General features: G+C 29.6%; 24 protein-coding genes. All 24 read left to right on the forward strand.

Translation table 11 applies throughout. The features are described from left to right. Positions 1-13: 13 nt before the first annotated feature. Positions 14-634 (forward strand): hypothetical protein, encoded by a 621-nt coding sequence (locus tag ABNT22_RS14720; protein ID WP_348717923.1) that lies wholly within the window; start codon positions 14-16, stop codon positions 632-634. Positions 635-646: 12 nt separating this feature from the next. After that, the gene (locus tag ABNT22_RS14725) at positions 647-1,087 is read left to right on the forward strand and encodes a hypothetical protein (RefSeq protein ID WP_348717922.1); all 441 of its coding nucleotides are present in this window, start codon (positions 647-649) and stop codon (positions 1,085-1,087) included. 112 nt (positions 1,088-1,199) lie between these two features. Continuing rightward, a complete protein-coding gene (locus tag ABNT22_RS14730) occupies positions 1,200-1,658 on the forward strand; it encodes a GNAT family N-acetyltransferase (protein ID WP_348717921.1) in 459 nt (152 codons plus the stop codon). 70 nt (positions 1,659-1,728) lie between these two features. Further along, complete coding sequence (locus tag ABNT22_RS14735; RefSeq protein ID WP_348717920.1) at positions 1,729-2,499, forward strand: LytTR family DNA-binding domain-containing protein; 771 nt, start codon at positions 1,729-1,731, stop codon at positions 2,497-2,499. A gap of 199 nt (positions 2,500-2,698) precedes the next feature. Beyond that, positions 2,699-3,085, forward strand: coding sequence for a hypothetical protein (locus ABNT22_RS14740; protein WP_348717919.1), 387 nt, complete (start codon positions 2,699-2,701; stop codon positions 3,083-3,085). 24 nt (positions 3,086-3,109) lie between these two features. After that, a complete protein-coding gene (locus ABNT22_RS14745; protein ID WP_348717917.1) occupies positions 3,110-4,693 on the forward strand; it encodes an NAD(P)/FAD-dependent oxidoreductase in 1,584 nt (527 codons plus the stop codon). A gap of 115 nt (positions 4,694-4,808) precedes the next feature. Then, positions 4,809-5,411, forward strand: a complete 603-nt coding sequence (locus ABNT22_RS14750) for a hypothetical protein (RefSeq protein WP_348717916.1) — start codon at positions 4,809-4,811, stop codon at positions 5,409-5,411. Then, a complete protein-coding gene (locus ABNT22_RS14755) occupies positions 5,404-6,201 on the forward strand; it encodes a hypothetical protein (RefSeq protein ID WP_348717915.1) in 798 nt (265 codons plus the stop codon). The genes ABNT22_RS14750 and ABNT22_RS14755 overlap by 8 nt, the downstream gene beginning before the upstream one ends. Before the next feature lie 43 nt (positions 6,202-6,244). Continuing rightward, a complete protein-coding gene (locus ABNT22_RS14760) occupies positions 6,245-6,772 on the forward strand; it encodes a hypothetical protein (RefSeq protein WP_348717913.1) in 528 nt (175 codons plus the stop codon). 20 nt (positions 6,773-6,792) lie between these two features. Continuing rightward, positions 6,793-7,347 carry a hypothetical protein gene (locus tag ABNT22_RS14765; RefSeq protein WP_348717911.1) on the forward strand — a complete coding sequence of 185 codons (555 nt, stop codon included), beginning with the start codon at positions 6,793-6,795 and terminating at the stop codon, positions 7,345-7,347. A gap of 29 nt (positions 7,348-7,376) precedes the next feature. Next, positions 7,377-8,060 carry a hypothetical protein gene (locus ABNT22_RS14770; RefSeq protein ID WP_348717910.1) on the forward strand — a complete coding sequence of 228 codons (684 nt, stop codon included), beginning with the start codon at positions 7,377-7,379 and terminating at the stop codon, positions 8,058-8,060. Between the two features lie 130 nt (positions 8,061-8,190). After that, the gene (locus ABNT22_RS14775) at positions 8,191-8,646 is read left to right on the forward strand and encodes a DUF4348 domain-containing protein (protein WP_348717909.1); all 456 of its coding nucleotides are present in this window, start codon (positions 8,191-8,193) and stop codon (positions 8,644-8,646) included. Positions 8,647-8,657: 11 nt separating this feature from the next. Then, positions 8,658-9,152, forward strand: a complete 495-nt coding sequence (locus ABNT22_RS14780; RefSeq protein ID WP_348717908.1) for a hypothetical protein — start codon at positions 8,658-8,660, stop codon at positions 9,150-9,152. An 83-nt stretch (positions 9,153-9,235) separates the two neighbouring features. Continuing rightward, positions 9,236-10,096 carry a DUF6882 domain-containing protein gene (locus ABNT22_RS14785; protein ID WP_348717907.1) on the forward strand — a complete coding sequence of 287 codons (861 nt, stop codon included), beginning with the start codon at positions 9,236-9,238 and terminating at the stop codon, positions 10,094-10,096. 104 nt (positions 10,097-10,200) lie between these two features. Continuing rightward, positions 10,201-10,962: a DUF4272 domain-containing protein gene (locus ABNT22_RS14790; RefSeq protein WP_348717906.1), complete on the forward strand. Its 762-nt coding sequence runs from the start codon at positions 10,201-10,203 to the stop codon at positions 10,960-10,962. Between the two features lie 93 nt (positions 10,963-11,055). Beyond that, positions 11,056-11,511 carry a hypothetical protein gene (locus ABNT22_RS14795; RefSeq protein ID WP_348717905.1) on the forward strand — a complete coding sequence of 152 codons (456 nt, stop codon included), beginning with the start codon at positions 11,056-11,058 and terminating at the stop codon, positions 11,509-11,511. A gap of 8 nt (positions 11,512-11,519) precedes the next feature. Beyond that, a complete protein-coding gene (locus ABNT22_RS14800) occupies positions 11,520-12,122 on the forward strand; it encodes a hypothetical protein (protein WP_348717904.1) in 603 nt (200 codons plus the stop codon). Positions 12,123-12,150: 28 nt separating this feature from the next. Further along, a complete protein-coding gene (locus ABNT22_RS14805) occupies positions 12,151-12,876 on the forward strand; it encodes a DUF6794 domain-containing protein (protein ID WP_348717903.1) in 726 nt (241 codons plus the stop codon). Between the two features lie 37 nt (positions 12,877-12,913). Then, on the forward strand, positions 12,914-13,417 hold the full coding sequence (locus ABNT22_RS14810) for a hypothetical protein (protein WP_348717901.1): 504 nt from the start codon (positions 12,914-12,916) through the stop codon (positions 13,415-13,417). 137 nt (positions 13,418-13,554) lie between these two features. Further along, positions 13,555-14,118, forward strand: a complete 564-nt coding sequence (locus tag ABNT22_RS14815) for an adenylate kinase family protein (RefSeq protein ID WP_348717899.1) — start codon at positions 13,555-13,557, stop codon at positions 14,116-14,118. Between the two features lie 76 nt (positions 14,119-14,194). Further along, positions 14,195-14,608, forward strand: a complete 414-nt coding sequence (locus tag ABNT22_RS14820; protein ID WP_348717898.1) for a hypothetical protein — start codon at positions 14,195-14,197, stop codon at positions 14,606-14,608. 66 nt (positions 14,609-14,674) lie between these two features. After that, positions 14,675-14,788 (forward strand): hypothetical protein, encoded by a 114-nt coding sequence (locus ABNT22_RS14825; RefSeq protein ID WP_348727302.1) that lies wholly within the window; start codon positions 14,675-14,677, stop codon positions 14,786-14,788. Next, positions 14,760-15,410, forward strand: a complete 651-nt coding sequence (locus ABNT22_RS14830; protein ID WP_348717897.1) for a hypothetical protein — start codon at positions 14,760-14,762, stop codon at positions 15,408-15,410. The genes ABNT22_RS14825 and ABNT22_RS14830 overlap by 29 nt, the downstream gene beginning before the upstream one ends. 33 nt (positions 15,411-15,443) lie before the next feature. Then, complete coding sequence (locus ABNT22_RS14835; protein ID WP_348717896.1) at positions 15,444-16,532, forward strand: DKNYY domain-containing protein; 1,089 nt, start codon at positions 15,444-15,446, stop codon at positions 16,530-16,532. Positions 16,533-16,582: the final 50 nt, after the last annotated feature.

Below are 16,582 nucleotides of genomic sequence, written 5' to 3' on the forward strand. Positions count from 1 at the left end.
CTCATTATATGCTATGGAAAAAATATTAAATACATACATCGAAACTTTAAAAGAAGCGGGTGCTGGCAGCGCTAAAGTTATCAAAAAAGTAGATCATGCTGAGAGAGTTGCTACTCTAAATACTTTTGACAAAGTTACAGTACCTCAACAACTAGAAATATTACTATCGTATGAATATGACGATGATTTGTGTTATGAATTTGATTATAATGATCCGGAGTTTGCTTGGAGTATGTATTTACTAAGCTTTGATGAAATCCAAACGACCTACGAAAACTTAGCAGGACTTAATGGTGATGACTGCACCTATTTTCCATTGGGATTTGTGCCTATTTTAGGTGATTTTGGCGGAAGTTTTGTTGTCGTAAACTGTATTAAAAACTCCCCTACTTACGGAGCTGTATATAATATTGGAGATGGTGTCGGAGCCAATATGTTGGCAACAGACTTAGCGCATTTTTTCAAAGCAAGTACTGAAGAGCTCACCCAAAAACTACGTTTTTTTGAAGAACCTGAACTATCGGATGCCATAGATGCACGACTATGGTTTGAAGGTGTTGCTAAAATTTTTGGAAATACTCCTTATTTTAGTAGAAAAGGAAATATGGATCAACAAATTATAGATTGGATATAAAAAACATAAAGAATGTTAAAAAAAATTGATCATATTTTAGCCGCATTAGGCAATATGAAAGCTATGAAAAGAACGCATGTAGATACGTATACCGAAGAAAGAATGCGTCAAATTACAGGAGAACAGATTGCTGGAAACAATGAGTTTGGTATTTGGGTGTATCTAACAGAACTAGCAGGATATCAATTTTTAGAATTAACCATGCTTAGCAATGCTGAAATAAAAACATTTAAAGGAATTACTCTTTCTTTTTTAGGAGGAGAACTAGAAATGTATATCGATTCCGATACCAAAGAAATTACATCAGACTACTCTAATGTTTCCAATAGATGGATGACACAAGCGAGCTTTGAAGTGTCCGATGAAGACATTGAGTTTATTCGTAAAAAGGAATATCAAACTTTAAGTATTACTCATAAAAAAAGAACCTTTAATTTTCGAGTGATTACATAACTTCTTTCCAAACTTTTAAACTTGTAAACGCAATAAGTTACAACCGCTGTCCTTTTTCTGTAACTTAGTATCGCTAAAAAATTGGTCTAATACAATCTACAAACGCTATACTATGATGAAATTTAGGAATGCCACAAAAAATGACCTTGAGCACATCGTAGCGATGATAGCCGATGATGAACTAGGAAAAAAAAGAGAAAACTATCAGTTGCCCTTACCTAAAGCATATATTAGTGCTTTTGAACAAATAATTTCTGATAAAAATCAAGAACTTATCGTGGTAGAAAATGAACAAAATGAAATTATAGGTACTTTGCAACTCTCATTTCTTCAGTACTTGACTTATCAAGGAGGAATACGAGCACAAATTGAAGCCGTAAGAATTCGTAAAGACCAAAGAGGAAAAGGTATTGGAAAGAAAATGTTTCTATGGGCTATTGAAAGAGCTAAAGAAAAAGGAGCGCATTTAATACAACTCACTTCAGACAAACAACGACCTAAAGCCATTCAGTTTTATGAAACATTAGGTTTTAAAGCGAGTCATGAAGGAATGAAATTACATTTTGAGTAATTAAAAAAACGTACTTCAAGTAAAGATTAATGTATATTAGACTCCAAAAACTAAACAATTCACATAACTTTTGAACAAACTCAATCCATCTATAAAACACCATGTATGGGTAGGACTCTTTAGTAGTCTTTGGATCTTCATTTTCACTTATGCAATCAAACCTTTCGATAGTGGAAAAGCTGGACTAGAAGCATGGTGGTTGTTTTTAAGTGTTGGTTTTAGTTTGATTACCTTCATAAGCTATTTTATAACTATACTCGTTCAAGATAATATTTATGTACAAATAGAAAAATGGAATGTAGGACTGGAAATAAGCATCTTGTTACTATTTTTTCTATTGAACCATGTATTGAGTTATAGCTATTACAAAAGTCCTTTTTTAAAAGGTATTTGGAATTTCTCAGAGTTTTCTTATGCCTTTTTAAAATCCCTGTTCTTGTTTGCCCCTGTTGTTTTATTTGCAAGATGGTTTATTCTAAGGTTTATTCCTCAAAAAGCAACAATAACTACAACACCAAAAGACCCAATTTTAACAATTAAAGGAGAATATAAACTAGACCTTCTAAAAATCAGACAGTCGGAGTTAATCTGTATTTCGAAATCTCAAAACTATATAGAGGTTTTCTTTGTAGAACAAGAGACTTCAAAATCAAAATTGATTCGATCTTCCCTAAAGAAAATTCAACAGAAACATCCCTTTTTAATACAGGTACATCGCTCACATTTGGTCAATCCAGCACATTTTAAATCTTGGAAAAATACTCAAACACTTTCGCTCACTCATATAGAAATTCCCGTTTCTAAAAATTATAAAAATAATACCGCTGTTTTTCGTACCTAAAATCATCTTTTTTAAATCTAACTGTATATCAAAAGACTTTATAATACACAAAATAAAGAACAACAAGCATCATTCACTTAGCTTCCAAAACCTCTCTTAAGAGCTTTTAACTGCCATCCATCTAATTTTAATTTACTAACTTAGTTGCTTAGGCTTAATTTTAAGTATTACTACATTTTTAACCTTAAAACCTCATCTTATGAAAAAAGTTTTGACACTACTGTTCATTGCTACGGTCTTTTTAAGTTGCTCATCAAACAACAATGATCTAATTCAAGAAGAATCATTAGTGGGAAGATGGCATCTTGTAGGTTTTGAAAAAACAGTACTCTATGAATTTACCAATGATTTAAGACATACTATTTACAGTACCGATGGTAATTTTGGTTCCTTAAGTGATGCCATTCCTAATCCAAATCCTTGGACCTATGACGGAAAGGAATTGACCATTGATTTACACTTCGGAAATTCATTAAAAGCCTCCTTAGATTTTAAATGTAACAACAATGTAGTTCATCTCATTGCATCAAGTGGAACCACCATTTTATATCGAGAAGGCTACAACTATAAAAACTGCACCGAATAACTAACAAAATTCTCCTAACTTTTTATGATTCAATCCTACAAAAAGAAACCTACCCTACAAGAAAATTACGATACTATTATTATTGGCTCTGGAATGGGCGGACTTGCCACAGCAGCGATTCTTGCTAAAGAAGGTCAAAAAGTACTAGTATTAGAACGACATTATACCGCAGGCGGTTTTACCCATATCTTTAAACGTAAAGGTTACGAATGGGATGTAGGAATACACTATATTGGAGAAGTACAACGTGAAAAAAGTTTATTAAAAAAACTATTCGATTATGTTACTGATAGCCAATTAAAATGGCAAGACATGGGCCAAGTATATGATAAGATTGTTATTGGCGATAAACATTATGATTTTGTAAAAGGAGTTAAAAACTTTAAAAAACAAATGATTGCTTACTTCCCAGAAGAAGAACAAGCAATTCATAGCTATGTAGACACAGTTTTTAATGCTGTAAGAGCCAGCAAAAACTATTATATCAGCAAAACTTTGTCTCCTTTTGTCAATAGCCTTGTTGGTGGATATTTACGTAAGCCTTTTCATAAGTATTCCGATAAAACTACCTATCAAGTACTTCGTGAAATGACCGATAACGAAGAGCTCATTAAAGTACTTACAGGACAATATGGTGATTACGGATTACCCCCAAAGCAAAGTAGTTTCTCGATGCATGCCTCTGTAGCACGCCATTATTTTGACGGAGGAAGCTTTCCTATTGGAGGATCTTCTCAGATTGCCAAAACTATTGATCCTGTGATTGAAAAAGCAGGTGGAACTATTTTGGTAAGTGCTGAAGTAGATCAGGTATTGATTGAAAAAGGAAAAGCTACAGGAGTTCAAATGAAAGATGGCAAACAAATTTTGGCTAAAAACATTATTAGCAATGCCGGATTAATTACCACCTATAATAAATTACTTCCACAACAAACGGTAGAAAAGTATCAATTAAAAAAACAATTGCAAAAAGTAAAACCTTCGGTTGCCCATGTAAGTTTGTATATCGGATTAGAAGGTACTCCAGAAGAATTACAAATTCCAACCACCAACTATTGGGTATATCCTGAAAAAGGAGATCATGATAGCTGTGTACAAAATTATTTAGATGATTTATCACAACCTTTTCCTGTTGTATATATGTCTTTCCCATGTGCTAAAGATCCAGATTGGTCGAATCGTTATCCTGGAAAAAGCTCTATAGATATTATCACCTTGGTACCTTATGAAACCTTTGAACAATGGAAAGACTCTTCATGGAAAAAACGTGGTGAGGAATATGAAGATATCAAAGAAACCATTGCACAACGACTGTTACAGGAATTGTACAAACAATTACCTCATTTAGAGGGTAAAATAAGCTATTACGAGCTATCTACTCCTTTAACCACCGAACATTTTGTGAATTACGAAAAAGGTGAAATTTACGGATTAGATCATAGCCCTTCACGATTTAGACAAGGATTTTTAAAACCCAAAACACCTATTAAAAACTTTTACTTAACTGGGCAAGATATTGTTACGGCAGGTGTTGGAGGGGCCTTATTCTCGGGAATCTTATCGGCTACCGCTGTCACAGGAAAAAATATGTTGAAGAAGGTGTTGTAAAATACCTATTTACCTTTTATTATATCGATAAACGTACTTGACCTTTGGGTTCAGTACGTTTTTTTAGTTACATTAGATAATTCTACTTATTGAAAATTAAATAAATTGCATTTATATGAAAAGAATAGTTTATCTATTAATATACACCGTCATTTCAGTAAATTTTTGTTTTTCACAGAAAACACCTATTACATTATATGAACTTGATAAAAAAATAAAAAATTCAGAAAAAGAAAATATTGAAAAGTCTCCTTTTAAATCAGCGCAGTCAATGAATGCTAGGTTACATTTTTTTACTTACGAATTTAGAAAAGTATATCTCAAAGAATTTATCTACCTGAGAAATAAACATCCAGAAAAAGAAATTTTGCTTGTTGAGTCTTTTAGTCATAGCTGCTCAAATTGTGCTCCAAGTTATATTCAAATATACAACGGTAAAGATTATTTGTTTTACGATGTCGTATTAGAAAACGGCCGCTCTAAATTAAAAAAAAGGATGAATAATGAAATTAGTAAATATTTAGATGCCGATATAATTGAAATTTATGAAAATAGAAATCAAAAAGTAAACTGGAATTCAAATCCAGAAAAATATGGAACAGAAATATGCTTCGATGGTTCTCATTCTCTTTATCATATGCTTTACCCCAATAAAAAAGTTGTGAGCATGTACATGAGATGTTGGATTAGCAAAGAAAACAGAAAAAATCATGAATAAACAAAATCATTTATACCGAGGACTGTTCCTTGGGTCAGTATTATTATTGTTATTAAACGATTTATATTTAAAATATGAGTTTCATAATTACCTAACTGGAAAATTATCTGATTTTGTTGGTCTCTTTGCTTTTCCTTATTTTTTTAGTTGCTTCTTACCAAAAAGAACAAAATCTATTTACGTATTAACTGGACTCTTTTTTGTCTTTTGGAAATCAGAATTTTCGCAACCTTTTTTTGATTTTGCGCATTCCTATAATATTGGAATTAACAGAACCGTAGATTATTCCGATTTAATAGCCCTGCTCATCTTACCTATCTCTTATATCTATTGGAAACAAGAAACTTCTTTTTCCATATTTTCAAAACCAATTATAAAACCATTAATAATTGTGATAAGCTGTTTTGCCTTTATAGCAACCTCAATACCTCATCATTTTGAAAACATAGCTATCAAATCTAATATATCAACTCAAGTAAAAGTAGACTTTCAAACTGTAAATAAAAAGCTACATATATATGGAAACAGCATAAATGAAATAAACAATTACTCAATTAAGCTACCTAAAAAGAATGCCACCATTCATATGACAATAAAGGTCACTAAAATAGATAAAGAAATAACTAAAATTACTTTAGATAGCATTCATAGTTTTATTGTAGAAGGTAATGGTTTTTTATTTAGCAACGGTATTAATGAAGATCATGTTAAATACATTAGAAGTCTCAGTAAAAAAGAAATTGAGCAATTATTCTTAAAACAACTAACCCAAAGATTAAAAAGTAAATAAGAATCATATTTTTAATTAAATTTACCACTAAAAATTGCTTAACATGGAACTAACCATCATTAATCGAAACTATATTTACAGGCACAAGTACTTTGTTTTTGTCAAGCTCATAGCTCTTATATATATATTTCTTTTACTGAAATACACGTCCTCTGGTCCTGACCATTTTTTAAGAGCATATGAACATGAAATTCAATTTGCTTCTGCGTTATTTATATTTTTGACAATACTTATTTCTTTTCTAAATAGCCTTTTACATTCTAAATATGGTCAAGTAATTATTGAACGTGAATCAATAACCATTGTAAAAAATGGATGGGAGAAAAAAATTGACATGACCGAAATAAAATCCATCAGTGTCCTAAAGTCAAGTGGAAAAGAGTTCATTTTGAAATTAGACAAACTTCAGATAGAAATAGAAATCAACGAAACAGCATTTGAAGCATTGAAAAAATTAGAGACTATAGTTCCTATAAAATTTGATAAACCAACGATAGCAGATAGAATTAAAAGTAGAGTTCAAATACTTTCAAAAAACAAAGATTTTATGGAGGAACCTTATCGAAAATAAATGTGTAATCTAAAAAAGCTATGACTAATGAAAAAATAAAATATGGATTAAAAAATAAAAAACTTGCATTAAGTTTTTGGGAAAAGTTTTCTCATTATGAAATTGTATTTGCTCTTTTTATAATGCCTTTGATTACCGTTTTTATGTATTTAAAAGACTTCTTTTCCAATACTCTGGAACCTGTTAAGCCTGGAATTATTTGGATATCTATAACTTTCTCTGTTATTGGAGTTTTATTCATTTTTATACAAAAAAACAGACTAAAATTAAAACAAGTAACTACAAGTTTAGATAAATCAGAATTAGAAAAAATTATTGAAAATGTTGCAAAAGACTTAGAATGGCATTTATACTTTTCAAATTCAAAGGCAATTGTTGCTAAAACACATCCTAATTTTTTATCAGGAAGCTGGGGAGAGCAAATTACCATACTATTTAGCCATAATAAAGTATATGTAAATAGCATATGTGACCCTAATAAACACAGCTCTGTTGTCTCATTCGGTCGAAATAGACGGAATGAAGTAACACTTATTAGAACTATTAAAAAAACAGAAAGGTTATCCTCTATTTAATTAGCTTTACAGTAAAAAATAAAAACACTATGAAAAAAACATTTAAAATCGCACTACTTGCATTCCTTTTCTTTGGATTCTCTGATAATATAACAGCGCAAGATTTTATTACTAATTTGTCTAAAAAACTATGTAAGTGCATTGAAAAGAATGAGGTAAAAAACATGGATGAAGTTGCTCCTTGTTTTGAAGACTTAATCGTTGACAATTTAAAAGAGATAAAAAAGTATTATAATGTCAAATCAATAAATGATATTAATATTGAAGAACTGGGCAGTAAAATTGGTGTACAATTAACCAAAGATTGTCCGTATATCTTAAACACCTTCAAGTCTCAAGTTAGCGGTAATGAGGAAAAAGTTGTCAAACAAGCTAATTTACAATGTAACGATTTAAAAAATGGAGACTTTTATTACCTCGTTAAAAGTTCAAAAAATGCCAAAGTTGACACAACTTATGTTACTATATCTAACCATATGTTCTTAGAACGTATGAAAAACGGAAAAACATACTCTCTTTTAAACATTGAATGGAAAGAAAACTGCACGTTCGATTTAATTTTCAAAGAAAGTAATGACCCTATGAAAAAGGAGTTTAGTAAAGCTGGAGATGTTTACACATATGAAATATTAACGAACGATGACACCTCTGTTTTCTTAAAAACTATTTGGAGAGATAGAAGCTATCAATTTGAGCTTTTCAAAGTAAAATAAACTGTATTTCGAACTAAAAGAAATCACAAATTAGTAAAACTTAACTAGAATTAACTACTTTTAAACTACTCAGAAAAACCACATATGTCTTTATCCGAGAAAGCATAAAAAAAACATCTTACTTAAATTTATGAAAAAGGAATATTTAATAATACTAGTCATACTCTTCTTTGCTTGTGTTTCTAAAAATGAAAAAGCTCAAACAGTTCCCAAAAAACAAGTTCAAATAAGTGTACCTAAAAATGTTGATTCTGATTTTAAGTTGTTTTTAAAATACTTTAGTAAAGATTCTGCTTTCCAAATGAGTAGAGTTCATTTTCCAGTTAAAATAAAAGATTTTCAGAATTCGGAAAATGAACTAAAAGAAAGGTTATTAGGTATTAACGAATATCGCTTAAAAGAATTCTATGTTAATGAAACATCTGAAAAAGAAATCTTTGAAGAATATGAACAAACAATAATACTTGAAAATGATTCCGCTATAATTGAAATTAACGGAATTGAAAACGGGATTGCAATAGATTTTGAATTCAAAAAGGTAAATGGAAAGTGGAAATTAATTACGTGGACAGACCAATCAACATAAAACAGAAATAAATGAATCAAATTCTTTCGATAGGATTATTTCTGATAATGAACTTTAGTTTGTTCTCTCAAGTAAATAATCAATCAATTCTAATTGAGACATTACTAAAAAATCAAATTGGAAAGACCATAACCTATGGAAAATGGACTCAATTTGGAGGTACTGAAACTCAATTGACCTTTTTAGGAGTTATAAATGAAAACGGAATTGAATATAAGATTTTGAATTCAAGTTGGATTTGGGGAATATCAAAAAGAGCCACGAACAGAATAATGCTATTTTCGAATAAAAATGAATATTTAGGTCATTATTATATCACCGCCAAGTGTGATTTACCAAAGAGAATTAAAAACAACAAACTCATATTTGAACCTGATAAGTGTGACGACTGTAATCATAAACAAACAATTATTGATTTTAAAAAAGGAATTCCAAAACAACTCTTTATTACTTGTAGAGGTTCATACGGATCTATGTATATATTTAACACTAAAAAAATAGAATAAAGTTAATACCAAAAACCACACACAAATTCCTTGTAGCTAATTAAATAAAAATGTACAAATCAACCATAACCATAATATTTCTTATGATTTCATTCTTTTCTAAAGGACAATCTGATTTAGAAACTAAATTTTCGAAAGCAAATTCCGAAATGAATTTAAGAAACATGTACCAAAAAATAATTTGGAACATGCAACCTACCAATGAATATGTATTTAATCAAACAAAAGGAGAAGTTATATATACTGTTCAAAAAAATGGATATGAAGTAATTGCAAAACCAAAAATCTTAGGAACTTTCAATCTTAACGATAAAACATTTTTATGGTCAGATAAAAACCCTTCAATTAACGGCAAATTGAATGATCAAATAGATTCATTTAGAGAAACTCTTCCTAAAAAATATCAGAAAAACAAATTCAAGTCTGATATAGACTTTAACGAAAACATCCTTTCTTTATTTAGTTATTATTTAAATGCTAATGGATTTGACTATCAACGTCAAGACCAAACAATTATTTACTATGCTCTTTTAGAAATTAAAATTTTTAAAGCTGGTAAAGAAATCAAAATAATTGAACCAAGAAGTCATCTACATGTTTTAGACAATCAGCCTAAGGTTGCTCTTATCCGTCAATTTCACAAAGAGAAGTTAGCCATCAACAAACAACATATTAATGGAAAAATAGACTCTGACGAAGCTTTCAAAAAAATAGAAGATATCCATCTAAAATATTGGCTTAATGAAGACACCTACTTTTTCCCTTCTTTATCTTGGCCTTGTGACTTTGATGAAAAGTCAATACTTGAATGGAAAGAGTTTACAACGAATAACAATAGACATTTTGTTATGTATACTGCCAATGTAGGATATACTATACAGTCTTATGCTTATGAAATTGACATCAATGCAAAGGGCAACAAAATCATTATAAACGAATATTAAAAAAACACCTAATAGGAGAAAATTAACCGTACCTATATTTCTACGAAACAAATTCAATCTTATTAGTTATCTTTCCGCTACAATTGAAATAAGAAAATATAAAAATGAGTTTTTTAAAAAAATTATTTGGCTCAAAGAATAAAGAGAGCTATGAACAAGAAACAAAAAATGAAAACGGTTTAGAAATTTTTAAAAAAGTTCCTTGGATGACGGATCTAAGACTCAAAAATATTGCTATCTGTCTTGATGCAGGGTTTAGACCAGCAAGTTCTTTACCTACAGAATTTGAACGAGAAATCCGACCAACTATTGAAATTGCGCAAAGATTAAATGCCATAAAAGCACTTGTTCTTTGGTTAATGGTACCTGAAGAACATTTAGAGACTGAAACAATTCTGAATTTCATTGACAAAAATGAACTTACAGATTTTATGGATGAGGATGAAAAAGAAATTCTCAACTTATCTCGAGATGACCAGGAAGCAAGAAACCAAATTGGTTGGAAATTCGAAAATGCTTGGTCACTGGCTTGGTATTTCGGATATAACGAACCTGAAATTTCTGGTCAAATGATGTCTGGAGAACAAATGCAAGAGATTTTACAAGATTTTTGTTGTCCTTTAGATGAACTAATTGAAGATTGGATAAAAGACAAACAAACTATTTCTGAAGATCAATTAAAAGAGAAAGAAGATTTGTTTTATTGTTTACATAATGCCGTTAGAAGTGCTCAAATGGGAGGAAAAACTGTACCGAATGGTTTTGATCCAATGGGTAATGGTGGAGTAATTCATGAACGAAGACATTCTTTAACCTGGATGTTATCTAAAGGAGTAAACTGGGACGACACCGACTTAAGTACTTAATATACAAAACATAACGTTTAATTATTTACGGTTTCTCAATAGAAAACCTTAATACTCGTGCACTAAATCTTTATATACAACAAAGAAGTTAAAATGATAAAAAGAATATTCATCGGGATTATATTTTTTGTAGTTGGATTTGGAATAGCCATGTACGCTGATGCTTTTTTTCGTCAACTAATTCAAGATCTATTTCAATGGACAACCAATAACCATATAATATTTATTGGGAAGGACTTTTACCTTTTTGGAGATCCTGTTTATTTTACAAGTTTCGGGTTGGTGTTTTTACTATTTAGCATTGCCAATAGAAAAAAAGAAATCAAAAAAATAGCCATCAATGCCTTAATCCTATTTCTATTGTTTAGTTTGTTATTGACTGGAATTAGTGCATTTGATGCACATTTTAAATTAATTGAATGTACTGCTTGCGATGATGGAACGAGAAAATTAGGTTATAATGAAATAAACTACGGACTCATTCTAACAATCAGTGCTCTCTTATCTACAATTCCAAGTTTGATAACCCTATTAAAAAAAACAACGTAAAAATATACATGGGAGCAGAAGTTCATATAAGATTAGAAAATGACAAATATGATGAAAAGGGATTAGCTCCTTTTTTAGGAAGGGATTTTCAATCTGAAATTACAACAAGTGCCCTATGGGAAACACATGAACCATTTCTTGATCAAAATGAAATTGATCTGCTTTACGCTCCCTACTATGATTTTTTTGATGATAATACCGTACAACTAATCGAGCCTTCAAAACTAAAAAGTATTCTCGAAAAAATAGATTGCTACTTAGAACATAATAAAGATTCGCTTCCTTTTGAAATTGACATTGATTATGAAAGAATGGAAAAAGAAAATTTACCAACCGATCTAATTATTAATGATAGTAGTTGTTGGATTCAAGGAGACTCTTTTTATTATGATGTAACCGATAAATTTAAAATTGTCAATCACAATTTAGAAAGCAACGAAGTTGAATTATGGGTAGAATTTAAAGAAAAAGTAAAAATCGAAAACAGCTTTTTTTATTTAAAAAAAGAGTACAGATATGAGAAGTATAAAAACGATTTAAATGAAGTGATCAACTTCTGTCAATTAGCCATAAATACCCATCAAAAAATATATTGGTTATTTCAAATTTAAATAAGTTTCCAGTAATTCGAAAAACTCAATGAAAAGATTAATAATCATATTTCTAACTTTAACAATTCTCTCTTGCAATAAACAAGAGAAAATTCCAAAAGAACTAAAATTCTCATTTAAATACCTCGACAAAAATTGGGATCCAAAGGAAATTGAGATTTTTAAAAACATTCATAAAAAAGATTCTACAAAACCGAGAAATTATCACTTTGGAATTGGAATGTATTTAAGAAACAATCTTTTGAGACATCACGAGCAATCAGAAAATCTGACAAACTTTTTTGACTCCATTGGAATTCATCATTATGATGATATGTCTTCAATAATTCTAACTTCTTATCGTAGATATTTGAATAATCAAGACATAGAGTTACAATCTCAAGTTGATAGGTATGTAGAATATTGGAAACCAATAATTGAATGTGAAAAAAATCAGACAATAAAAGCAGTTGCGCTTTATAATAAATACAAAATTGGAGACACGTTAAAAATAAAGATGCCTGTAAGTGACAGCAATAGTGTTGTAGATTATCCTTGTTCAAATGGAACTTTAGAATGGGTATTTGATGAATCAAAAGACCTTTCTATTAGCGGGGTAATTACTAATAAATACAATATTAATGCTGAGACAAATGTTTTTTTCACAGTCAAAGTACTGACTAAAAACCATTTAGATACAGAAATCCTTATGAAAGAAGTAAACATCGGAGACGAATTCAAAGTTAAACTTTCAACCGCTTGGAAAATTAATTAAAAAAACGAAAATAGAAACCGATATAAAAAATGGCTAAATGAAATTCGACCCTAAAAAATTTTCTAAGAATATTGAATCGTACTACACCACCAAATATGGAGCTGAAATAGGTGAAGTATTTTGTGATATAATTTACAGAGATAAAAATGAAACCGACTTCAATAATTTCAAAAATGAAATTAAAGAATCAGACTTTTTTGATCTAGAAAAAATCAATATAGACTCTTTAAAAGCCCTTGATTTAGATTTTGCAAAAAAAGCTATAATATCATCAATAATTAAGGAATGTAAGTATAATGAATACTTCATGACATGGAATGAAGGAAATAAACTAGCTACTTCTTTTTTGAAAGAGTTCGATAATATTCAGAAAATTTACACCAACTCATATTGGCAAGTTTTTTTTGAAAACAATGTGCACGAAGATGAACTTAACATGACTGGATGGAATAACTTCAGTTATAACTACTGGTATGATTATGGCTTTTTAATTGTATCAGACAAAAAATTAGGAATCATATGGTTTGGAGATGAAAGTTAAAACCACTTCTAACTAGTTACTCAATTAACCTTATACTACTTAAAAACCGTGTTAAAAACTTACATATAATAGACCAAAACCATTATTTTTATAAGGTTTTTAGGCTATATTAAAAACAGATAAAAAGAAAAAAGTAAATGGAAATACTAATTATTACAGGACCCCCATATTCTGGAAAAGGAACACAATGTGAAATCCTAAAGCGTGAATTAAATTTTAATCATATTTCTACAGGTGATAGATGCCGACTTGAAAAAGAAAATCAAACTGAAATTGGAAAAGTAATGGCACAATATGAAGAAAAAGGTGATTTAGTTCCTGACTCTTTAATGAAAGAATTGTTTAGTAATATACTAGATGAAAATAAAGATAAAAAAGGCATCATTCTAGATGGTTATCCAAGAACCGAAGCTCAAGTTAATGACTTAATTCAACTAGTGGAGCAAAAAAACATGGAAATAGGAAGGGTACTAAATATTGAGGTACCTAAATCTGAACTTTTAGCCAGAGCGAAGAAAAGAGCAGAAACATCTGACCGAAAAGATGACAAAGACCCTCAGATTCATATAAAGCGAATTGAGGTTTTTGAAGCTTCAACAAGGCCAGCTATAACATACATGAAATCAAAGCTTGACGTAACAACTTTTGACGGACTTGGATCAATTAAAGAAATAACTGAACGTATCAAAGCCAGCTTATAATAAAGTGTACAAAATAACAATGGCTAAATTAAACAACAAATCATACACAAAAACGCTATAAAACATTAAAAAAATTATGAAGAGATTTTTAATTATACTTTTTATCATTCCACTTTTATCAATGAATATTAAAAATGATAAAGCAAAATTTATTGGAAAATGGATTGGAGAAGCTAAAAAGGAAATAGGATTCTTAAATTTTGATTCGGAGGGCTATGCCTATTTCGAAATAGATGGAGAAATATTAGGTGGAAAAGATTTTGTTAAAAATGGAAAAAGAGGAAGTATGACTTATGAAATAAATAACAAAACACAACCTATCCAAGTAGATCTAATACTTACAATGTTTGAGAGTAAAGAACAAAAGAAACTACTCTGCATCTCAAATTTTATTGATGATGACACCATGGAATTTGCTATTGGATTTGGAGGAATACGACCGACCGAATTTAATTCTGAGAACACCATAATTTTGAAACGTCAAAAATAAAAACAGATAAAGAGAAATACTAATTATTACAACCCCTCTTATTCTGGAAAAGGAACACAATGTGAAATATTAAAGCGTGAATTAAATTTTAATCATATTCCTACAGGTGATAGATACCGACTTGAAAAAGAAAATCAACATATTAATAAGTTTGACTCTCATTGTTTTTTGTTCGTGTAAAAAACAACATGAAACTCCAAAAAATGATGTTAAAGCCGCATTAGAAGAGCGATATTTTTTTGATTGTAAAAAGAAAACAATAAATGGAACTCTTTTTGAAGCTTGTATAAAAAGACCAGGCAATTTTACTGTAGTGAACGCTAAAGGAGAAACTGTTTATCAAAATAAGGAAAACCCCTTTGATTTTGAATTTTCAGACTTTAATGGTGACGGATACTCTGACATAAAAATGAATTATGTATCCAATACTCCTGGACTTCAAGAGTTGTTATTATTCGATAAAGAATCCAATAGTTTTGTAGAGGTACAATCATTTAACAAGTTTCCTAATTCAAAAAGAATACAAGAAACCGAGTTTTACTATTCATATAGAGGTGCTGGTTGTGCTGATTATGACTGGAAGAGTGAACTTTTTAAAATAACAGAAAGCCAAATAACAGTATATGGAATTATTAAAGGATTCAGTTGTTTAGAAAATGAAACCAATGGTATATATATTTATAAGATTATCGATTCTGAAAAGAAGCTTTTAAAATATATAAAAAGAGACCATGGCAACTGGAATAAAAAATGGGATTTTATAGAAAAATACTGGACCGAAAACCTCACCAAATTTGAATAGAAAACGTTATCTAACTGTTACTATAATTTAAAAATGAAAAAGAAACTTTACATAATACTTTTAACCTTTGGTCTTTCTTCTTGTGTAAAAGGCGAGTTATTTGATTCAAAAAAATCAAAATCATATTTCATTAAAAACAATAATATTTATTATTCGCCGAATGGTAATTGGTTTGAATTAGGATACAATAAGTCTGAAGCTGACAGTAAAACATTTGAGATACTTTCTGAACACATATCAAAAGATTCTAAATCAATATATTTTAAATATCACACACAACATCATATAGATTATTCTTCTTTTAAGATAACTTCCAGTGGAATCATTAAAGATAAAAACAATGTTTATGAACATGGAATTGACCGTCTGAATCCAGTTGACATTGTTGGAATTGACGTTGAAACATTCCAGTATTTACAAAAAAACAAATCGAGTAAATATTCTTGGACAAAAGATAAAAACAACTATTATTTCAAAGGAGAAAAATTGAATGTTGATTATAACAGTCTAAAATTTTTAAACGATGATTTCTTTTATGATAAAGAAAACCTTTATTCTGATTTAAATGACTGGAAAATAATTACAATTTCTAAAATAGAATCGTTACCTAAAAAAATCAATGAAAAATATATTTTATCGAACAACACGCTCTATTACGTAGGGTATGACAAGGATCGTCGAATTTCTTTGTTTTCGGAAAAAATAGAAACTTATGAAAAGCTATATTCAATTTCTAAAAATGTAGTTTTAATAGACACAACTGTTTTTGAATTTGGGACTAAATATGAACCTTTAAACCCTAAAACTTTAAAAAAAGTTAACATAGATTATAATAGTTTTGAATCTGTATATGAATCTCATTCAAAAAATAGATTTAATTATTATAAAGATGATCAAAATGTCTATTTTAACAATTTAATAATAATTCACGCAAACCCTAAAACATTTCAAGTATTAGATTATTGTTTTTCTAAAGACGATAGATATGTATTTTATAATTCAAACATATTAAAAGGTGCCGATCCTAAGACTTTCAAAAAAAACAATTATGGTCTTACTTGGAAAGATGATTTTGGAAATGAATTTGATTATCGTGGGAATAGAATTTCTCAAAAAAAATAATAGACCACAAGACCTATAATTAATTTCGATTGGCTTTTTACAACAGCAGA

Origin of the sequence: Tenacibaculum sp. 190130A14a (genome assembly GCF_964048965.1) — a bacterium.
GTDB lineage: Bacteria > Bacteroidota > Bacteroidia > Flavobacteriales > Flavobacteriaceae > Polaribacter > Polaribacter polynesiense.